This is a genomic window from Streptomyces sp. 2A115 (genome assembly GCF_052245575.1).
In the GTDB taxonomy this organism is placed as follows: Bacteria; Actinomycetota; Actinomycetes; order Streptomycetales; family Streptomycetaceae; genus Streptomyces.
Map to the genome: position 1 here is coordinate 1 of NZ_JBQQCG010000078.1, position 17,765 is coordinate 17,765.

The 17,765-nt window shown below is 68.1% G+C and carries 17 protein-coding genes and 2 pseudogenes; 6 read left to right on the forward strand and 13 right to left on the reverse strand.

What is annotated here, in order from left to right; all coding sequences use genetic code 11:
• Positions 1-63 precede the first annotated feature (63 nt).
• The 8 genes and pseudogenes from ACTWQR_RS43135 to ACTWQR_RS43170 form a co-directional block, all read right to left on the reverse strand.
• A complete protein-coding gene (locus ACTWQR_RS43135) occupies positions 64-570 on the reverse strand; it encodes a DM13 domain-containing protein (protein ID WP_443232751.1) in 507 nt (168 codons plus the stop codon).
• Between the two features lie 159 nt (positions 571-729).
• Positions 730-1,113, reverse strand: a complete 384-nt coding sequence (locus ACTWQR_RS43140; RefSeq protein ID WP_443232752.1) for a hypothetical protein — start codon at positions 1,111-1,113, stop codon at positions 730-732.
• Positions 1,114-1,260: 147 nt separating this feature from the next.
• On the reverse strand, positions 1,261-2,166 hold the full coding sequence (locus ACTWQR_RS43145; protein WP_443232753.1) for a hypothetical protein: 906 nt from the start codon (positions 2,164-2,166) through the stop codon (positions 1,261-1,263).
• Positions 2,167-2,190: 24 nt separating this feature from the next.
• Positions 2,191-2,897: pseudogene (locus ACTWQR_RS43150) on the reverse strand (flavodoxin family protein).
• 317 nt (positions 2,898-3,214) lie between these two features.
• Positions 3,215-3,910 carry a DUF3159 domain-containing protein gene (locus ACTWQR_RS43155; protein ID WP_443232754.1) on the reverse strand — a complete coding sequence of 232 codons (696 nt, stop codon included), beginning with the start codon at positions 3,908-3,910 and terminating at the stop codon, positions 3,215-3,217.
• Between the two features lie 119 nt (positions 3,911-4,029).
• Entirely contained in the window at positions 4,030-5,934 is a 1,905-nt protein-coding gene (locus ACTWQR_RS43160; protein ID WP_443232755.1) for a S9 family peptidase, read from the reverse strand.
• 61 nt (positions 5,935-5,995) lie between these two features.
• Positions 5,996-6,655 carry a TetR/AcrR family transcriptional regulator gene (locus ACTWQR_RS43165; RefSeq protein ID WP_443232756.1) on the reverse strand — a complete coding sequence of 220 codons (660 nt, stop codon included), beginning with the start codon at positions 6,653-6,655 and terminating at the stop codon, positions 5,996-5,998.
• Positions 6,656-6,994: 339 nt separating this feature from the next.
• A complete protein-coding gene (locus tag ACTWQR_RS43170; protein ID WP_443232757.1) occupies positions 6,995-7,630 on the reverse strand; it encodes a TetR/AcrR family transcriptional regulator in 636 nt (211 codons plus the stop codon).
• Positions 7,631-8,030: 400 nt separating this feature from the next.
• Here ACTWQR_RS43170 and ACTWQR_RS43175 point away from each other — a divergent pair, with 400 nt between their 5' ends.
• The 3 genes from ACTWQR_RS43175 (at position 8,031) to ACTWQR_RS43185 (ending at position 10,097) form a co-directional block, all read left to right on the forward strand.
• Positions 8,031-8,291, forward strand: coding sequence for a DUF3159 domain-containing protein (locus ACTWQR_RS43175; RefSeq protein WP_443232758.1), 261 nt, complete (start codon positions 8,031-8,033; stop codon positions 8,289-8,291).
• Positions 8,292-8,451: 160 nt separating this feature from the next.
• Positions 8,452-9,123 carry a hemerythrin domain-containing protein gene (locus ACTWQR_RS43180; RefSeq protein WP_443232759.1) on the forward strand — a complete coding sequence of 224 codons (672 nt, stop codon included), beginning with the start codon at positions 8,452-8,454 and terminating at the stop codon, positions 9,121-9,123.
• Positions 9,120-10,097 carry a hypothetical protein gene (locus ACTWQR_RS43185; RefSeq protein WP_443232760.1) on the forward strand — a complete coding sequence of 326 codons (978 nt, stop codon included), beginning with the start codon at positions 9,120-9,122 and terminating at the stop codon, positions 10,095-10,097. The genes ACTWQR_RS43180 and ACTWQR_RS43185 overlap by 4 nt, the downstream gene beginning before the upstream one ends.
• Positions 10,098-10,213: 116 nt before the next feature.
• On the opposite strand, the gene ACTWQR_RS43190 is transcribed toward ACTWQR_RS43185, so the two are convergent.
• The 5 genes and pseudogenes from ACTWQR_RS43190 to ACTWQR_RS43210 form a co-directional block, all read right to left on the reverse strand.
• Entirely contained in the window at positions 10,214-10,855 is a 642-nt protein-coding gene (locus ACTWQR_RS43190) for a nitronate monooxygenase (RefSeq protein ID WP_443232761.1), read from the reverse strand.
• Between the two features lie 248 nt (positions 10,856-11,103).
• Entirely contained in the window at positions 11,104-12,522 is a 1,419-nt protein-coding gene (locus tag ACTWQR_RS43195) for an FAD-dependent oxidoreductase (RefSeq protein ID WP_443232762.1), read from the reverse strand.
• A 212-nt stretch (positions 12,523-12,734) separates the two neighbouring features.
• On the reverse strand, positions 12,735-14,054 hold the full coding sequence (locus ACTWQR_RS43200; RefSeq protein WP_443232763.1) for an alpha/beta fold hydrolase: 1,320 nt from the start codon (positions 14,052-14,054) through the stop codon (positions 12,735-12,737).
• Positions 14,048-14,407: a DUF2637 domain-containing protein gene (locus ACTWQR_RS43205; RefSeq protein WP_443232764.1), complete on the reverse strand. Its 360-nt coding sequence runs from the start codon at positions 14,405-14,407 to the stop codon at positions 14,048-14,050. The genes ACTWQR_RS43200 and ACTWQR_RS43205 overlap by 7 nt, the downstream gene beginning before the upstream one ends.
• Positions 14,408-14,824: 417 nt before the next feature.
• Positions 14,825-14,987 (reverse strand): annotated as a pseudogene (locus ACTWQR_RS43210) (RNA-guided endonuclease TnpB family protein); the annotation flags it as partial.
• 261 nt (positions 14,988-15,248) lie between these two features.
• Between ACTWQR_RS43210 and ACTWQR_RS43215 the strand changes: the two are divergent.
• The 3 genes from ACTWQR_RS43215 (at position 15,249) to ACTWQR_RS43225 (ending at position 17,662) form a co-directional block, all read left to right on the forward strand.
• A complete protein-coding gene (locus tag ACTWQR_RS43215) occupies positions 15,249-15,851 on the forward strand; it encodes a hypothetical protein (RefSeq protein WP_443232765.1) in 603 nt (200 codons plus the stop codon).
• Between the two features lie 328 nt (positions 15,852-16,179).
• On the forward strand, positions 16,180-16,575 hold the full coding sequence (locus ACTWQR_RS43220; protein WP_443232766.1) for a VOC family protein: 396 nt from the start codon (positions 16,180-16,182) through the stop codon (positions 16,573-16,575).
• 376 nt (positions 16,576-16,951) lie between these two features.
• Positions 16,952-17,662 carry an AAA family ATPase gene (locus ACTWQR_RS43225; RefSeq protein WP_443232767.1) on the forward strand — a complete coding sequence of 237 codons (711 nt, stop codon included), beginning with the start codon at positions 16,952-16,954 and terminating at the stop codon, positions 17,660-17,662.
• The last annotated feature ends 103 nt before the right edge of the window (positions 17,663-17,765 follow it).

Below are 17,765 nucleotides of genomic sequence, written 5' to 3' on the forward strand. Positions count from 1 at the left end.
GAGGGTGGGGGGGGGTGTGTCTCCCCCCCCCCCCCCACGGCCTTCCGGCGCGACGTGGGTTCGTCAGGCGCCCTGCTTCAGCTCGGCCGCGCCGAACGACACACTGAAGCGTTCACACCAGATCGTCACCGTGGAGAACTTGTTCAGGTCGGTGCCCGCCGGGATCGCGTAGTTCTGGTTGCCCTCGTTGCCTTTGAGGTCGCCGAGGTCGACATGGGTGCCGTCGTCGAGGTTGCCGCCGCCGTCCTGCTTGACCGGCTGGTCGCTGAGCCACACGTGCAGGGCCGGGCCGTCGGAGGTACGCACGTTTGTCAGGCGCAGGTTCGCCTCCCCGTCTGCGAGCGGCTGGACCTCCACCGAGCCGCTGGTCTCGTGCTCGTGGGAGATGAAGCTGCCGGTTGCCAACGGCTTGGCCGCAGCCCCCTGTTGGCCGGTGGCCACGGGAGCCGCCTCATCCACGCGATTCGTGGTGAACAGCCGCCAGGGCTGGAAGAGGTAGAGCCCGACGGCCGCCACGACGACGACGGCGGTGGTGGTGATCCAGAGGACAGTGCGCTTGGTTCGGCTCATGAGGATTTCCGTTTCTGTTGGGTGTTCACGCCGGACCGGTGGCCGGGCGTGGCGTCGAGAGGGCGGGTCTCGCCAGGCAGCGGCCGGCTCCTGCTCGGCGGTCTGCCGACACGCAGGGCAGGTTCGGGGCTGCCGCGCCGAACCTGCCTTGAACTCCGCTTACCGCCAGCTCCAGTTGACGGCTCCGTAGGTTCCCGTGGTGGTGATGTCGATGCCCCGCCGGTCGTCGTAGCTGATCCCGGCGAAAACGTGGCTGCGAGGGCCCTTCCAACTCCTTTGGACCGCGTAGAGCGTGACCGCCTCGTTGGAAGTCCCGACAAGAGGCGAGACGGTCTGACACTTTCCGGCAAGCACGCGGAACGCGTAGGCGCCTTGGTTCGGAAACTCGACAACGGTGTCGTAGCCGCGGCCGTTGTTGCAGAGACGGAACTGATGGGGGGTGCCGGCCTGGGCGCCGACGGCCGGGACGAGGGCGGCGGTCGCCGCGATCACGTTGGAGGCCGCAATCCGGGCGGACCACTTCTTGAGTGCGCCCTTCTGCATCGTTCTCCTTTGTCTTGATCAATTGCGGGATCAACGCTGACGCGTTGGACGACATGCACGGCTCTTGCGTCGGAGGGAGCGGGGATCACGGCGGCTGGAGTTCTTGACCGGAACGCCGAAATCACGTGGGCCGACGGCCGTTCAGCACTACTGCTCAGCGGGGCGCGGCCGTTCGTGTTCGGTGGTGGAGCGCGCGGCCTTCTCGCGGCGCAGCTCGTCGGCCTCGTCACGGACGGCGTCGAGCCGGACCTCGAGCATGCTGACACGCTCGCGGTAGCGCTCCAGCTCGGCCCGGACGAATTCGGCGTCCGCCACCTGGCGGGCCGTCTCCTCGCGGATCGCGGCGGTCTCCTCGGCGAACTTTTCCTGCGCGGCATCGAGCGCAGCGACGGCCATGTCGCCCGCCTCCTCGGCGAGCGCGGCGCGCTCCTCGGCGGCCAGGATGCGCTGCGCGGAGGCGCGGGTGACCGTCTCGATCCGGGCCTCGGCCGCCGCGGAGTCCGTGATGATCGCCAACTCCTCGATGTAGGCGGGCAGATCGGTGGCGAGCTGCTCGATGAGCGCGACGAGGGCGTCGCGTGACTGAGCAACATGGCCGCCGTCGACCATCGACATCGCCGCCATTTCACTGTTCACGGCTTCCGCCGGCGCCTGCTCGGACGCATCGGAGACGGGGGCTTGTCCTGGCTGCAGGGGCACCATCTCGCCAGGGGACGCCTGCGGCACCGCTTCCGTAGCGGGCGTGTGCCCGGGCGCACCGTGCGCCATACCGGCAGCGGATGCGTGCCCGGAGGTGGCGGGCCAGGACTGCTCGGCGACCGGCGCCTGGGCCCCCTTTGCCGCCTCCTTGGCCGTCTTCTTGGCCTCGGCTGCCACGCGCTTGTCCTCCTTGCGTTGCTGTCGCTTGGCGCGGAACTTCCTGAACGCGCCGAGCGCGTTGTGCTCGGGGTGCTCGCAATAGCGGGGCGCCGGTCCCTGCGCGTCGGTGGCCGGCGGCTCGGGCGGGTTTGTGCAGCCCGGGTAGGCGCAGGTGGGGACGGTCTCGACGGTCATTGTTTTCGGCCTTTCGTTGCTGTTTTAGCGGTATTCGGGATTCTCGAAGTCGAACCGGCACCCGGTGTCCCACTGCGACCGCTGGTTCCCGTGCGCCGGGACGCCACCGGCGTCCTTGAGCAGCCGGGCCAGATGCAGCAGGTTCCACGTCATGAACGTGGTGTTCCTGTTGGTGAAGTCGTTGGTGGGACCGCCGGAGCCCGGATCGAGATAGGACGGGCCTGGCCCGGCCTCTCCGATCCAGCCCGCGTCCGCCTGCGGCGGGATGGTGTATCCCAGGTGCTGCAGGCTGTACAGGACGTTCATGGCGCAGTGCTTGGCGCCGTCCTCGTTGCCGGTGATCAGGCAGCCACCCACCCGCCCGTAGTAGGCGTACTGACCGGCGTCGTTGAGCAGGCCCGAGCAGGCATAGAGCCGCTCGATGACCAGTTTGGCGACACGACCGAGCTGTTGTCACCCAGCCAGATCGGCCCGGCGATGACGAGGATGTCGGCGGCCATCACCCGCTGGTAGATCGACGGCCACGCGTCGCGCTCCCAGCCGTGCTCGGTCATGTCCGGCCACACCCCGGTGGCGATCTCATGGTCGATCGGCCGCAGGTGATCGGCCTGAACGCCCTGCTTCTCCATGATCCGCGAGCTGAGGTCGATCAGGCCCTGCGTGTGGCTGCGCTCCGGGCTCTTCTTCAGCGTGCAGTTGAGAAACAGTGCACGCAGGTCGTCATAGCTCATACCCCTCAGTGCGGCCGACCCGCCGAACGTTACAAGTGGGCCTGGCAGTTGGCCGCATCCTGCTTCTCCCGAGTGCCCGATCGCCAGCACTCCATCCAGGGACACGACCACCTGCCCGGCCGCGTCCGGCGCGCGACGGCGAGCCCTGCGACATCCAGCTCAAGGAGCTTCGCCGCGTGGCGCAGTAGGCCGAGATCACCGACCGCCTCCGCCGCGGCAAGCACCACCACGCCCGGCGGCCGCCGAGGTCACCAGTCGGTCGATCTCACGCCGCTCTGCATGTCGGGCGACGAACTGCGTCGGCATCGGCGGGCCGGTCAGACCGACCCGGCGGGCTGCTGTCCGGCCAGGGCCTTCAGCCGCTTGCCCGAACGCCGGCCCGCCCACAGAACCACCAGGAAGGCCAGAGCGAGGAGCGGGTAGCCCATCGCGATCCTCGCGACGGCCAGCCAGCCCGTGCGGTCCTCGTCGTACAGCCACTGCTGCACGGCGACCCGGGTCGCGAAGACGCCCACGAGCGTGAGCGTGGCGATGTCGTAGTAGTGCCGCGATGGCTTGTCCTTCAGCCAGGCGATCCCGGTGCCGTTGAGGGCGCCCCAGACGATTCCGGCCAATGGCCGGCGTGCGAGGACGGAGAGCAGGAAGAGCACGCCGAGGGCAAAGTTGGCCCAGATGCCGGTGAGGAAGAAGCCCTTGGCCGATCCGGTCTTCCAGGAGACGAACGCGGCGACCGCGACACCGAACAGACCGGAGAGCGCGGGCTGCACCGACTCCTTGCGCACCAGACGCAGCACGGAGATCGCCAGCGCGATGCCGACGGCGGTACCGATGGCGGCCGTCAGCCCGAAGGATGCGTTGGCCAGCACGAAGGCCACGATCGGCAGCGTCGCGTACACCAGGCCCGTCGTGCCGCCCATCTGCTCCAGCGGTGTCTTCTTCGCCTGGCGCCCTGGGATCCTGCCCGGTCCGTCCGGGCAGGGCGCCGACTGGGAGGGGGGTATGGGTTCAGTCATGTTGCGAGATCAACTCACCAAGTAGTCGTTGGCCTGTACGGCTTGCGGGCACTGCCCTGCGGATTGCCGGCCGCAGGTCCCGGTGCTTCGCTCCGAGGTCGGCTCCGACGGGGCGTCGGCTACTCCGCGCTCGGCTGTCCGCCCAGGTGCCGGGCGAGGAAACGGTCGGCCGTGTCGTACATGTCGATGTTGTTGTCCGGGTTCACGAAGCCGTGACCCTCGTCGTCCTTGACCAGGTACTCGACCTCGACGCCACGGGCACGCAACGCGTCGACGATCCGGTCGGACTCGGCCTTGACGACACGGACGTCGTTGGCGCCCTGAACCACCATCAGTGGTGTGCGGATCTGGTCAACCCGGCTGATGGGTGAGCGGGCCAGCAGGTCCGCCTCCTGCTCCGGGTCGCTCGGATCACCGGCGTAGAGGTACCAGTTGTTGACCAGGTGGGGCCGTACGAACTCCGGCACCGTCCGCAGGAAGGTGACGAGGTTGGAGGGGCCGCAGGAGTCGATGGCGGCGGCGAAGACGTCGGGGGTGAAGGTGACGCCGACCAGGGTGGCGTAGCCGCCGTAGGAGCCGCCGAAGATCGCGACGCGGTCCCGGTCCGCGTACCCCTCCGTGACGGCCCACTCGACGGCGTCGATGAGGTCGTCGTGCATCTTCCCGGCCAGCTCGCCGATGGCGGCCTTGAGGAACGTCTTGCCGTAGCCGGCCGAGCCGCGGAAGTTGACCTGCAGCACCGCGTATCCGCGGTTGGCCAACAGCTGCACGAGGGGGTTGTAGCCCCAGCTGTCGCGGTGCCAGGGGCCGCCGTGGACCAGCAGGACCAGCGGGATCCCGGTCGGCTCGACGTCGAGGGGCAGGGTCAGGTACGCGGGCAGGCGCAGCCCGTCGCGTGCGGGGATCGTGACCGGCGTCATCGGCGCCAGGACACGGGGATCGAGATGCGGATGGGGCCGGAAGAGCAGTCGGCTCTCCCCGGTGGTGTGGTCGTAGTAGTGGGTGACATGGGGGTCACGGTCATGGGTGAAGCTGACGACCCAGCGTCGCCCGCTCACATCGCACGAGACGGCGGAGAGATCACCGTCGGACAGCTTCTCCAGGTTCTCCAGCACCGCGGCGAAGTGCGGGTCCAGCGGATGGATCACCTGCCGCTCGCCCAGGTAACGCGCCCCGATCAGCTCACCGGTGTGCCGGTTGCGGATGAGCGGCGACGGCAGCGTGGGGAAGACGGTGGAACGCGTGTCCAGGTCGAAGTCCGGGTGACTGTCGACCTCGATCTCCTCACCGGTGGCCAGATCGAGCAGGACCAGACGGGTCCGGTCACTGCCCCGGTTGGAGCCGAGCCACAGACCGGTGCCGTCCGGGGTGAGCTGGAACGGATTGATGCCCAGCGGGTAGTCGGAGCCGTCGAACGTGGTGACCGGGCGCGGTTTCCCCGTCCTGGTGTCCCACTGCGCCAACTCGATGTCGCCGTCGGCCGTCCAGGTCTGGGCGTACAGATCTCCGTCGGGCGTGTGCAGCCAGCCGGCGACCTGACCGGGGTTCTCCGCCAGCAACGTCAGCTCACCCGCGGCGATATCGAGCTCGTAGAGGTCGAACTCGGCGGGATCCCTGCGGTTCAGATGCAGCAGCGCCCTGCCCGGCCGGGCGACGGACGTCTCGAAACCCGCGACCGTGGCCCCGGGGAAGGGGGTGAGATCGACCGCCTCGGCATGCGGATTCTCCAGGTCGACCCGGTAGACGTGCCAGTTCTCATCCCCGTCGCCGTCCTGCTCGTAGAGCAGCCACCGCGGATCGTCCGTCCAGTGGTAGGTGTGCACGCTGCGGTTGTCGTCCGCGGTCACACAGCGCGCCTCCTCATCCGCGTCGACGCTCTCCACCCATACGTTCAACCGCTCCCGCCACGGCGCCAGGTAGGCGATCTTGGTGCCGTCCGGCGAGATCGATGCGCGGGTACGGGCCGGCGGGCCGAAGAAGTCCTCGACGGCGAGGCGCGGGACCTCGCGCGGGGTCGCGGACATACGTCAACTCCTCCTGGGTTCGCTTCAGTTCGGTCGGTGGGCTTGCCGGTACTCGGCGTTCTCAGTCGACGGGGTCGCCGACGACTCCGCCGGTGGCGGTGCGGATCGCATGGGCGAGACGCCTGGAGAGGGCCGTCACGTCGGCGAACTCCGCGAGATCGTCACCGGCGAGGATGGCGGTGCCGATGTGCTCGTCCAGCACCCGCACGACGGCGGCGGAGGCCGCGGCGTGCATCCGTACTTCCAGATCACCGGACGGGCGCTCGAGACGGTCACCGATGATCACGCACATCTCGCGTTCTGTCTGGTCGCAGGCCATCAGCCACGCCGTGCGGAGCGCAGGCTCGGTGTCGGCGAGCCGGATCATCTTCATCGCGAGCATCTCGTCGGCAAGATCGACGGGCGGCGCCTCGTGACGGAATCTGACCAGTTCCGTGGCCAGGTGGTCTTCGAGGGAACTGTGCCGGGGCCAGCTGCGCAGCACCGTCATCAGGGTGACAACGCCCTGCATGACGATCGGCTCGGCACAGCTCTCCTTGCTGCGGAAGTGCCGCCAGATGGTGCGCGTGGACAGTCCCACGACCTCCGCGATCTGATCGCCGCTCGTGGCGGCCACTCCCTGCTCCCAGAACAGGCGCGCCGCCTCCCGGGAGATCTCCAGCCGCAGCCGGGCACGCCGCTGCTCACTCATCCCTCCCCCGCTGCGCTCCTGCGTCGTCATGGCGCCTGGCCACCCTTCCCCCTGTGTCCTCAAGCGACAGTACGTCACTAAGTGACACATGAGCAAGTGCGCGACCCTGAAGTGTTTTGGGTTCCGGGATGCCCGAGGGGCCGCAACAGCGGCTTGACCAGCGGATGTGCCCGATGACGACGGTGTCCTGAGGTCCGGCGACGGTGTCCTGGGGCCGGCCGCGCGGCTTCGGTCAAGCATGGCGCGCTAATTGGGCAACTGCCCTACGATCCCGAAATTCTCGGCGACCCATGCCCGGGGTTGCCCTCGCGGGAGGAACGCTGTGACGGAGGTCAGGGGCGAGCCAGGTGTTGAGGCCGTATCGATGCCTTACGACGGCTCGGAGTCCTCGAGCAGGGTGATGGCCTGGCGGGCGAGCAAGCGCTCGGCGGCGTCGTAGCTCCAGTGACAGTCCACAACGAGAGCTCGCCATGCCCGTAGTCCGAAGCAGAGCCACAGGCGATCCGCTACTGCATCGACGTCCAGATGCGGAGCGACGGCACCGATCGCGACCAAGTGCTGCGCGATATCCCGGAGCGCCTGACGGTACTGCGCGATGACGTAGTCCCACACCTCGCGCGCCTTCTCGTCGCTCGCCGCGGACGAGAGAAGCAGGTCGATCGATGACGATGCGAAGCGTTCGGTGTTGGTGCGGATGCTGTGGGCCACGTAGGCGATCACGGATGAGAGGTCCTGCATCCTGCGCACCTCGCCAAGGTCGTCGTCGGCCCCTGAGTCCGCTACGTCCGCGGCCAGGAGGGCATGCAGGACCTCCGTCTTGGTGCCCACACTCGCGTAGACCGTCTTCACCGCGACGCCGGCAGACCGCGCGATGTCGGCCACTGTGACACGGGCATAGCCATGCGTGACAAACAGATGGCGCGCCGCTCGCAGGATGTCCTGGCGGGTCTGAATGGCCGCCTGCTCGCGACGCTTGGATCGATAGGCCCGGGTCGGTTCTGGCATATCTGCAACCTACCCGACACCGGATATCCTATGTAATCATTGCAGAGGCATTAACTTGAAAGTTAGGATCGTCCACACCCGAGCGCGCCGATGTTCACTGCCTTCGGCATGCACGCGCCGCGAAGGAGCAGTCCAGGGGTTCATGCGCTGACCCGCCGTAAGCCCCGGGCGCCAAAACCCGGGTCGGTGAACGGCCGTAGCCCGGTCCCGGCTCCAGCAGGCGGCACGAGGCAGCGAGAGTCTCGACGCCGCAGCCCAGTACATGACCAACGTCCCTTTATCCGAGGCAAGTTGATCCACACCATGACTGAGTCAGCACACTCTGTCCCCAAGGCCCGAAACCAACAGCCCGACGCGGCAGTCCCGCCGAAGGCGAAGCCGCGTCGCCATCGGCGTTGCCATGGCGATCACCGTTTTGAGGTTGGTGCGCAAGGAGCCCCTCCAGCCAGCTCTCTCCGGGCTGTTCGGTTTCGCCGTGGCAGCGTTCGTGGCCTACAAGACCGGGTTGGCCAAGGCTCTACGACGAGGACCCCACTGGCCGGCTCGCGGTCGCCAAGATCGCGGCGGGTTGTCCGCTGCTCGCCCTGGCCCTCCTCGTAACGCCGCGGGCTGCACGCCACTCCCGCAGGCGACTGGAGGTGCTCCCTGGCCAGCGGCTTGAGCAAAGCGGCCGACACAGCGGATTCCTCTACCGTCGAGCGCCGTTCGCGCCCCGGCCTCGAACCGAGTGAGCAGATCTGTACGGATCAGCAGTACATGCACTTGTCTACGAAAGGTTCTCCACTATGGAAACGGCCGCCCACCACGACTCAATGGCGATCATGGAAACGCGACTCGTCCACGAGACCCACCGGCTGGCCACCGGCCTGCTCGCCGACGCCGCCGGCCGCCCCTCGATACCTTCCGAGTCACTCGCGCAGTTGCGGGACTTCCTTGTGGTGAACCTGCGCCATCACCACGAGACGGAAGACGAATTGCTGTGGCCGCAGATCGTGGCGGCCGCGCCGGACACAGAGCACGCACTCCACAAGCTCAGCGAGGAACACGAACTTCTGGACAACGCACTCGACCGCCTCGCCGATGCCGCCGTGACCGGGGCGGAGAGAGCCGGCGATGCCGAAGGGGCAACCGGGCATGGTGACAGCCAGGGCCGGGACAGTATGAACGGTGATGTCCGACCCGCGCTCCGCGAGGCGGCCGTCGAGGTGCGTGACAGCGTGCGCGACCACCTGACCCACGAGGAGCCGGTCCTGTTCCCCGCGTTGCGCGATCACATCACGCCCGCGCAGTGGGAGGAGTTCTCTCAACGGGTGATCGCCACGACGCCGCCCGTGGCCGGGCATTTGATGATCGGATTCCTCGACGAGGTGGGCACACCGGCCGAAGTGGAGTCGATGCTCGTGAACATGCCGCAACCGGTGAGGGCGCTCCTTCCCTCCATGCGGAGCCAAGCGGTCGCCGACCTGCGAGTTCTGCGAGGGACGAGCTCATGACGCACTCCCCTCTCGCGTGGCCCGACGCGGCACACGAGGCGATCAAGGGCGACCTGACCGTCGCGGTCGCCTACCTCACCCCGGCCGGCGGCGCGGTGGTCACCAGCGTGTCCCCGGTAGGAGTCGCAGACCAGGCGACGGGTGAGGTCAGCTTCACCACCTCGCTGGCCTTCCCGAAGAAACTGGAGCGCATCCTGAGCAACCCACGCGTCTCCCTCGCCTACCACACACGCGCGCATGGTTTCGCCACCCACAGCTGCTACATACTCGCCCAGGGCAACGCATCGGTGGACCTGCGGCCCCCGGCACAGCGGCTGGCACAGCTGATGGACGCCTCCGAGCCTTTCCTCGGGAAAACCAAGCGGGGCAAGGCATGGGACTGGCTGCTTCGCGAGTACCACCAGGAGCGCGCCTTCGTCGACATCGGGGTGGAACGAATCGCCACCTGGCCTGATCTTTCGGCTCGTGGACCAGTAACGGTCACCGGGCCCTCCTGGCCACAACCGCCCACCGAACAACAACCACCCAAACACGGCACCACGCCACGGACAGACGTTCCCACGCTCGCCCGACAGATCGCCACCCTCCCGCACCGCCTGCTGGCCTATCAGGGCGCCGACGGCTACCCCGTCATCCTCCCGGTGGAGGTCACCGGACACGACGAGGGCGGGTTGCGCCTCACCGCACCTCCCGGACTACTGCCACCAGGATCACGCCGAGCGGGATTCCTGGCCCACGCATTCCAACCTCAGTGCGTCGGACTGAGCATGCGAACCCTTACCGGCTGGCTGACTGTCACCGATGACGGCGGCCTCTACGCCCCCCACACGTCCAAAGGCCTGACCGCGCCGCCACACAGGACTGTCGCAACGGTCGCGAGCGGCCTCATGGCCAAGCACGGACTGCGGCGCGCCCGTCGCAACGGCACGGTCGCCCACCTCCAACACCTCGCCGCCCGCAGCACAGCGGACTGATCCGGTGGGGATGACGCGATCGAACCACCGAGCGCGTGATCTCAGGCGTGAGCCGTTTGCGTCGTCCACTCGCCTGGTCATCCGCGTACATGTATGCCGACACCCCTGCGTGCCCGTCACCGGACAGTCCCTGACTCCCTGTTGCGAGCTTGGACGTGCTGAATGGCCCCGTAACAAGCCGGGCCTTGCCCCGGGGCACCCGCGGCGCGCGAACGCGGCGCGATGCGGGCGACGGCAGGTGGTGGGGCGCCGTGCCTGGCCCGGAGGCCGGGAGCCCCATTGCGGGGCCACGAAGAAGAGCGATGCCCAGGGCATAGAGGCGTCGTACGTATTCGGGCTCGAACAGGCCCATGATCGAGGAGACGACGGTCGGTCGGGCGGGCGCGGAGCAGGGCTTCACATTGCTCGTCGAATACCGGGGGGTCCGTCGGGGCGGTTTCGCCAGGAGGACCGAAACGGCTGAGAAATGCCCGGGCATCGTCGGTGCGCCGCCTGTGGTCCTCCGGATGGTTGCTGGGGCGTTCCGGGATCCAGACGTTCAGCTGCAGGGGACCGGAGGACCGGGCGCGGAACTGGTCCACCCACGCCGCGATGCGATCCGGGGTGTCTTGCAGGGCGCCCCGGGCGCCCATTCCCCCGGCCTCCGCCACCGCGACGGCCAGTTCGACAGGGGAAGACCCCGCCATCGGAGCCTGAAGCACCGGCAGTCGCATTCCGAAGCGTTCGCAGAACGCCAGCGCTCGTTCCAGCCCCGTCATGCCATGCTCCTCACCTCGTGGACTGATCGGCCGGACCCGGACCCGGACCCTGGTGGCCGGCCGGGATCCGGCTTTCGTCGGACGGAGAGCGGAACTCGCCCTGTTCCGCGCGGCGTTGACGGGAACCCTCGGCGCCCACCCGGCACCGTACCTGCGCAGGCGTTGGGCGCGGGCGCCCACAAGCCCGACGTGGCGCCGCACGCGGAGGACGGCCGTTCAGGCCGTCGCCCGCGCACCTGCCCCTGGTGTCAGTCGTTCGCCAGGGCGGCCAGCAGTTCCCGGCGGGCGGGGCCGGGATCGGGATAGCGGGAGGCGCCCGCGGCCAGTTCGACGGCCTTCTGCGCCAAACCGGTTTTCACCAGGGCCTCCTCGGGAGTGGCCAGCAAGCCGCCCACGTCGGAGAGGCCGCGCACGATAGCGGGATCCTTCGAGCGGGCGATGTTCAGAGCGACGTCCACATTCCAGTCGTTGTCGTCGGTGCTGTAGGCCTCGCCCCGCGTCTCGGCGTCGATCTCGGCCAGACGGTGCCGGTCCCACGCGGCGATGCTCTCCCACACGGGCGCAAGGTTCTTCTGGGTGGCGTCGTCGAGCTGCAGGGCAAGCTCCATGGGATCGTCGGCGCCGACCATGCGCAGTGTGTCCCGCAGGAGCGCGGCATGCCGGAAGCCCATGGTCATACCCGTGCCGAACACGGGATTGATGGAGGCCCAGGCATCGCCGACCGCCACAATCCCCGTGGCCACAGGCAGTTCGTCGACCACGAAGCGACGGTACGTGCTTTCCAATCCGCCCATCGCGATCACGCCGGTGATCGGCTCCCCCTCGGCCCAGTGGGCTTCGGTCGGGTACAGCTTCATCGCCCGGTGCCACGCGTCGATGTCGGCCAGGCCGCGCAGTTCCTGGTCGCGGCTGGAGGTCGCCAGCGTCACCGACCATGTGCCGGAGTCGGCGGGAACGGTGCCGATAGTGACGCTGTTGTGGTGGCATATGGGCGACGGTGTCGGACGGGGTGTCATGCCGTCGGCCGAGTGGAAGTACCTGGTGTAGTAGCGGAGGCCCGCCTCCGCCCGCTCCTCGTGCGGTGTGGCACCGATGCCGGCCAGCATCGCGGCCACCTGCGAGTGGCGGCCGGACGCGTCGACCACGAGGTCCGCCTCCACCTGCTCACCGCCCCGGATCAGTACACCCGTCACATGCGGGCGCCACGCGCTGCGGGCCGTCCGGGTGAGCAGTCCGGTGACCTGTGCCTCACGCCGCACGGTGATACCGGGAGTCCGCTCCGCCTCGGCCAGCAGAGCCGCCTCCAGCACCGGCCGCCGGGCAGCCACGGTTTCGAAACGGTCGTCGCCCGGCTGCGGGCCGCCGGTCTCTCCCACGTCCCAGGCCCCGGATATCATGTTGAACCGGCTTCCCCCCAGGCCGACGAGGCGCTCCACCGCCGCGGGAAACTCGGCCGCCAGAAGGCGGTAACCACCCGGCAGAAGCAGGTGGGGCTGCGGAAACTGGCGCACGCCAGGCCGCTTCCAGCCGCTCCGTATCTCCTCGGCCCCGCCCTTCGGCGGGGAGGGATCACGGTCGAGCACCGTGACCCGATGTCCTTCCACGGCCAGCATCATCGCCGCCATCAGGCCCGTCGGGCCGGCGCCCAGCACTAACGTGTGCACCATTGAGCGTTCTCTTTCCTTCTGTCGGTCGGTGCCGCCCAAGCTGGGCGCCAGAGTTGTTCATTTCGCAGACGCGTCTGCTGGTCGGTGCTGCTCATGCGGCGGCTACGTCGCGTCGGCGTGACGCAGGAACCGCCGACGTGGCACACGGACCGTCGGCGTGACGTGTGGACAGCAGCAGTTGCAGTGGACAGTTGCACGGCCCGCCGTGGCCGTCAGCCTTCGCTGACGGCGGCCCAGAACCGTTCCAGCGCGGCGGCCGCGCTGTCGGGGTCCTCCAGCATCCACCAGTGACCTATTCCTTCGAGGCGCTGAGTGCGGGCCTCGAGGCGGGCGGCCATCTCGTCGGAGGCGGCCAGGTCGTCGTAGGGGTCGAGCAGGGCCTGGATAACCAACCCGGGGGCGGAGGGGGCGGACAGTCCGGCTTCCCAGTAGGCGTGCGGGTTGGGCGTCGCCGAGCGGTAGAGGTCCAGGATGGAGTCCGCCATGGTGGCGTCGAGCTTTTCCCCCATCGCCGTGGCGTCCTCGGCGGGCACACCGGCCTCGGCGAGCCCTGCCGCGGGGCTTTCCGGACTTCCCGGGGAGGCCTCGACCACGGCCTTCGCCCACTGCTCCCCCGCTCCCGGCGTCCGCCAGAGCCTGGCCAGGTCATGCCAGACATAATCGGGGTGGAGTGCGCTTGCCACATCTATGGCCCAACTCCGCACAGGAACAGAGGAGTTCGTGGCCACCCCCGCCACAAGCACGGCGCCCCAGTCGTGCCCGACCAGGTCGACCGGTCCGTCGATCTCTCGCAGCTCCCGCTCCAGCCACCGGACGTACTCGTCCATGGTCGCGCCGAACCCGGCGGGACGCGGCACGCCGAACCCGGGCAGGTCCAGGGCCGTCGAGTCGGTCGAGAGGCAGGCCCGGAGCCGGTCCCACACCTGACCAGTCTCGGGCACACCATGAATGAACACCGCGGCCATATCGCTACCTTTGCGTGAGAGGTTGAGTGATCCCGTACGGATCGGCTCTGCCCATCCGCGGACGGATCCGCGTGCCGGTCGGCCGGGCCAGGCACGCGAAGTGTCCGGCCGGACGGTCCCCGCCGCCATCGTTGACACAACGGCGACCGCCCCCAACCGGTTCACTCGGGAAACGCTCAGCTTTCTGTCAACCTCTTGCGCCAAGTGCCGTCTGTACGTGCTGAAGGGCAGACCGAGCCACTGCGCAGCCGCCTCCTGTGTATCCGCTCGTTCGAAGAAGGTCGTGGCAAGCAGCAGCCTGGTCCGCGGGCCGTCGGGTGGCGCGGATTGCCAGGGCATCGCGGACCGCGCCGGGGGCTCGAACCTGCGCAGCCCCTGGAAGTCATCGACCAACTTGAGCTGCAGAGTCACCAGTTGTAGACGACCGGTCCTTCGCACCGTCGCAGTGCGAGTGCGCCCCAAGCGGCGACTGTCGGCGAACCCATCATTGAGCTGCTGAACGCCCGGTGATGGTCCGGTCTCGTGTCTGCGACCAAGACCCGGTCTGTTTCCGGGCCAACTCACCATCCACCGCCGACAGCTGACTCGATTCCGCAGCTCAGTGCATGAGTCTCGTGTACCGGTTTCCACGTCAACGCGGCGGCTGCCGCAATATTTGCCGCCAAAGAGACCGCAATTCCCAGCAGAAAAGCCACCCACACGACGTATCGCGACCGACGACCACGCCCCTCCGTAGGCTTCAGCAATCCTGCAGTGGCCAGCAACAGCAGCCCGTCCACAGACAGCGGCCACAACGCACACGTCACCGCATCAGCTCCGCCTTGCAGCGCGAAGTCCCGCTGATGCACATACGACGCGTACGACCCCCGCGACCACGAGAGCACACAGGGGCCGCACCCAAGCGTCGGATTCAAACCCACACCGACGGGCAGGACGAGGCCCGCCGACGTCCTCCGGCCGCCTCATCCCCTGTCCGCCCCGATCGCGCCCAGTGCACAATCAGTGCACACTCGCCCGGGAACTCGCGGGAGAACCAGGGAACTGGCGGGAAGCACGGCACGGTCGACACCGCAAGTGCCCAGCTCAGCAAAGGTCCTGCTCAGTCCCGGGCCACCCCACGGGAATAGGAACTGTCCCGCCGTTCTGTCCCGTGCCCTTGTACTCGGCCACCGAGATGGTGCTGCTGCCGGGAGCCGTCCGCGCGACGTACAACACCCGGTCCAAGTGATCGACTTCGTGTGCGACCAGCCGGGAGAGCCCGTCAGTGAAGCTCGTCGTCTGACACGTCCCGTCGAAGTCCTGTTGACTTCCCCTCCCTCGTGAACGAGAGGGGATTCCTACGGCTCGCGCCGTGGGCGCTTGCTGCTTCGTCGCCGACTGCCCGCCCGGAGAACTCCGTTGAGGTCTTACACCAGCTCCACAGACGGTCACCGCCAGCCCGGCGGCCAAAAGGTTCTTCGCCGCGTTCACGTCCCGGTCATGGCCCGCACCACACGCACACATTGCCCGTCGGCCTTCGCCACCCTCTACCGTCCGGCTGCCGCACCCACATCGCCACCCAACCGATTGCCGACCTCGGGTCGGACCGACGCTGAACCAAAAGCGATCAGCCCGCGTTGTGACGGATGGTTCCGTGTCCCGCACATGCAGGTAGCCGGCACACAGCGGAGACGAGCCATGCAGCACCCACCCGCCTCGACCTGCACGGGCGCCGGGGTGGCCGCGCAGAGGGCATACAGAGCACCAGCGAAGGAGAGCACAGTGATCGGCACGGGGCGGTCCACCGAGACGCGATGGATCGACGTAGGGCCGCAGGCCAAGGCCCCGGTGCGCTCGATCGCGACTGCTGGCCTCCCACGGTCCGCATCTGCCCAGGCAGCAGAGCACCTGTGGTGCGAACGCGGCGACGGGCCGGTGCCCTCCATCGAACTGCACGCGTCATACGACGAAGCAGCACATACCCTGTTGCACGGCCTGACGAGCCATCTACTCATCCCCAACGGCCGCTCGGACATCGTCTCCTTCTACGAGGACACGCGCCTGCGCTTCTCCTCGGCCTTCGTCCACAGCACAAACTACGTCCTGGTCTCGAGCGGAGAACACGCTGCCTCGACGCCCCAGGTGGCTATCCCTGCGGGCCTGTCCGCGGTGGCAGCGCAACTGCTGCACGAGCGGTTCTCCTCGTTCGTCGTGCAAGACGTGCTCCACGAGGGCGAAGCGGTCAGTAAGGTCCGCAACGGCGGCGCCGACCTGACACTCCTGACCGCCGACGCGGCAGAGTCATGCGGCCTGCCGCTCCTGGAGGGCCACCACCTCAGCCAGATGCTGTGGTCAGTGTTCATCCCGTCCGCCCCGATGCCGTGAGCCGGCGAACTCACACCGCTCCGTTTCGGAAACCGGCATCGCACGTGGTGGCGGTCTCGATCGGGGCGCCCGCCATGAAGCTTCACCGCGAACCCGTCCTCGCTACTACCAGCGCTGCCGATGACTGTGGCTCCGGCCGCCCAGGCAGCCCGCACCAGCAGCAGGCCCGTGCCCCGGCCACAGCGGTGACCAATACGACATCGTCTGTACTAACGGGCGCCTGCACCACTCCGGTGATGCCGGGTCAGCCTGTCCCTGGTCAGAAAGATCTCGGATCTGTCGGACGGGCGGCATAATCTGAGCCCCGTCCGCGCTATCTGGGAGAGTCATGACAAGTAGGTTCACCGAGTTGACCGTTGACTGCCATGATCCGGAGAGGCTCGCGGCCTTCTGGTGCGCGGTCCTGGACTTCAAGGTGATCGACCGGAGCGAGGGCAAGGTCGAGATCGGCTCCTGGGTGCCGACCGTCGAGGATATTCGGGCCCGCCAGATGCCGCCCACCCTGCAGTTCATCCAGGTGCCCGAGGGCAAGACCGTCAAGAACCGACTTCACCTCGATGTCAGCCCGATCGACGGCAGCACCGAGGACGAGGTGACCAGATTGCTCGGCCTCGGCGCCACCACGACGGATGTGGGCCAGGGTTCAGACCGAAACTGGGTGGTCATGGCCGATCCCGAGGGCAACGAGTTCGACGTCCTACGCACCCTGGCACCGCAGAACTAGGCCGCGAGCGGGAACCCCGCACCCCGTCACACACCGCCACCGTTCCTGGGCGGTGTCGTTCCTCGACTCCCCATCCGTACGCACACCGGGGGCGCACCGGATGTCTGCGGCGACAGCGCCGGGCCTGGTGATCCATCCGACGCTGGACCCGTGCGACGACGCTGGCTCATCGTCCTAGCCGCCACGCTGGAGAAAGGGAAAGCCGCCCGTACGGACCACGCGGCGGTACCGGTGACGGACTTCGCGTTGAGTACGCGGTACAGGGGTGTGGCCCCACAGTTGGCGAGTTTCGCCGACTCGGACGCTCAGAGTTCAGTTCGTGGACGTCGAGGCGGGGGGCACGTACGTCTTGCGAGTCCTGGGCGACACTGGTCGAGTGATTGTCGAGCGCGCGTATGCCCATCTCTCCTCCTACGACGAGGACACCTGGCCCTGGTCGGTGCCCTGCGTCCGGCAGCTGCTCAACGAAGGGCTGCGCTTCACCGCACCGGTGACCTTTCTGGTCGGGGAGAACGGCTCGGGGAAGTCGACCCTGGTCGAGGCGCTGGCGGAGGGGTTCGGTCTGGACTCCTACGGCGGCTCCCACGACTGGCGCTACGCCTCCCCCCGTGGCAAGTCGGCGCTCGGCGAGCGGATGAGGTTCGACGCCGCCTCGCGCGGGCGCCGTATGGCCACCAACTGGTCGGCCCGCAAGGGCTTCTTCCTGCGGGCCGAGACCGCGCTGGAAGCCCTGGGCAGGGAGGGGTTCTCGCCGGACTCGGTCAGCCATGGCGAGGGCTTTCTCGCGGCGTTCCGCGGGAAGTTCCTTCACACCGGGCTCTATGTTCTCGACGAGCCGGAGGCGGCACTCTCCTTCTCTTCGTGCCTCGAACTGATCGGGCACATCGACCGGTTGGCCAAGGATGGTGGCCAAGTCATCTGTGCCACGCACTCCCCCTTGCTGACTGCCCTGCCGGGCGCGGACATCGTCGAGGTCGGCGAGCACGGCATACGGAGGGTCGCCTGGCGGGAGCTCGGCGTTGTGGATCACTGGCGCCGCTATCTCGCCGACCCGCACGTCTATCTCCGGCACATCGTCGAACCGTAGGGGGGCTTCCCCCTCAACTGTCACCTGGGCAAGCTGATCAACACGACATGCATCAGGCATCCGCAGTACGGCCTCATCAGGTACGCCTGTCGCCGAGCACCGA

Bases quoted from the DNA above. Each gene is read 5' to 3' on its own strand.
- ACTWQR_RS43180 (WP_443232759.1), top strand. From the start codon at position 8,452: ATGGAAACGCGACTCGTCCACGAGACCCACCGGCTGGCCACCGGCCTG.
- ACTWQR_RS43165 (WP_443232756.1), bottom strand. From the start codon at position 6,655: ATGACGACGCAGGAGCGCAGCGGGGGAGGGATGAGTGAGCAGCGGCGT.
- ACTWQR_RS43145 (WP_443232753.1), bottom strand. From the start codon at position 2,166: ATGACCGTCGAGACCGTCCCCACCTGCGCCTACCCGGGCTGCACAAAC.
- ACTWQR_RS43185 (WP_443232760.1), top strand. From the start codon at position 9,120: ATGACGCACTCCCCTCTCGCGTGGCCCGACGCGGCACACGAGGCGATC.
- ACTWQR_RS43195 (WP_443232762.1), bottom strand. From the start codon at position 12,522: ATGGTGCACACGTTAGTGCTGGGCGCCGGCCCGACGGGCCTGATGGCG.
- ACTWQR_RS43175 (WP_443232758.1), top strand. From the start codon at position 8,031: ATGGCGATCACCGTTTTGAGGTTGGTGCGCAAGGAGCCCCTCCAGCCA.
- ACTWQR_RS43170 (WP_443232757.1), bottom strand. From the start codon at position 7,630: ATGCCAGAACCGACCCGGGCCTATCGATCCAAGCGTCGCGAGCAGGCG.
- ACTWQR_RS43200 (WP_443232763.1), bottom strand. From the start codon at position 14,054: ATGGTGAGTTGGCCCGGAAACAGACCGGGTCTTGGTCGCAGACACGAG.
- ACTWQR_RS43220 (WP_443232766.1), top strand. From the start codon at position 16,180: ATGACAAGTAGGTTCACCGAGTTGACCGTTGACTGCCATGATCCGGAG.
- ACTWQR_RS43160 (WP_443232755.1), bottom strand. From the start codon at position 5,934: ATGTCCGCGACCCCGCGCGAGGTCCCGCGCCTCGCCGTCGAGGACTTC.
- ACTWQR_RS43135 (WP_443232751.1), bottom strand. From the start codon at position 570: ATGAGCCGAACCAAGCGCACTGTCCTCTGGATCACCACCACCGCCGTC.
- ACTWQR_RS43140 (WP_443232752.1), bottom strand. From the start codon at position 1,113: ATGCAGAAGGGCGCACTCAAGAAGTGGTCCGCCCGGATTGCGGCCTCC.
- ACTWQR_RS43190 (WP_443232761.1), bottom strand. From the start codon at position 10,855: ATGACGGGGCTGGAACGAGCGCTGGCGTTCTGCGAACGCTTCGGAATG.
- ACTWQR_RS43155 (WP_443232754.1), bottom strand. From the start codon at position 3,910: ATGACTGAACCCATACCCCCCTCCCAGTCGGCGCCCTGCCCGGACGGA.